Raw genomic sequence first — 1,173 nt, 5'->3', positions numbered from 1 at the left:
TCCTACGGAAAAACATCCGGCCCTAAGGCTACCAGGGACTACTCGCCCGCGCCTTCGGCTCTCCATGGCTCGCAGCGTATGTTTATAAATAGGCTTTGATAGCAAAACAAATTGATTTCCAATTACATGTCCGATTACCCCTCTTCCTTCGACTGCAAAATGACTGTTTAAGCCTGGATTATTTTTTGTTGCATCCCGAGCAGTAACAACATAATCATTAAATGTAACTAGAACCCCTAAGTGCATTGAGTTGTCAGCACTTGCAATGATTATTGCATTATATAAGTTTCTTTTTCCATCGAAGGCCAAGCTATTTTGGGGATAATGAGCCCCAGTAAAAATAATTGGCTTCTTGGAACGAACCACTAATCCTATAAAATAGGCTACATCCTCCAGCGCATTTGTTCCGATAGTTATTACAATCCCATCATATTCATCGCTATCGAGAAGATGTTCGATTTTTTTAGCCAACACAATAAGATCTTCTACTGTCAATTCATGACTAATTATTTGTGAGAATTGATGTAAGACAATTTTAATCGCATCTGTTAAACCATATTCCCCAATAAAAGAAGAAACAGAACTAACCGGACCTTTATAAAATTCTGAGGTAGCATGCTCACTTATACTGCTAATCGTGCCACCCAGCTCAATTATCCCAATCACTTTAAGTTTTTTTTTCACTACTCAGTCCAAATAAAGAATATTATAATGAATGTTGATGAATAGATTATAAAAATTATAACCTCGTTTATTATTGAATTGTCCGTTTCTTTACCAGCTACTTCACTTAAATTCTACTGTTTATTATGGTTCGAACTTATCCGATTGACGATAGCTTAATTAAATCTCCTGATTGCCCTTAGCAACACCTTGCCAGTCATATACATGATGGAACAAAGATAAATTTCATTATGTATATGACTCGGTTATTGTCTAAGACAACCTATAGAGAATACAAGTATTTTTGAAACCCAATAAAAGTATTGCGAATAACAGCAGTTGAACCAAATAAAGAAGCTACATCGCTGACGGAGTGATCTTTCAACTCAAGCAAGCTTCGCATTTTACTTAAAGAAAATTCGGAATCGCCATCTATACCCATTCAACTTGAAGGTACTGGGTTTATGATCTGAAAACTATCATTAATGCGTCCACGGAGGGATTGAGCTA

1 protein-coding gene is annotated in these 1,173 nt (G+C 36.6%); it reads right to left on the bottom strand.

Features of this window, described 5'->3' with window-relative positions:
* The coding region (locus ACQY7T_RS13230; RefSeq protein WP_428414000.1) for an asparaginase domain-containing protein at positions 1–684 on the bottom strand (684 nt) is incomplete at its 3' end.
* Between the last annotated feature and the right edge of the window lie 489 nt (positions 685–1,173).

Origin of the sequence: Legionella sp. (assembly GCF_965140895.1) — a bacterium.
In the GTDB taxonomy this organism is placed as follows: Bacteria; Pseudomonadota; Gammaproteobacteria; order Legionellales; family Legionellaceae; genus Legionella.
The sequence above is the reverse complement of the archived record's forward strand: the minus strand, read 5'-3'. Positions and strand labels throughout refer to the sequence as shown.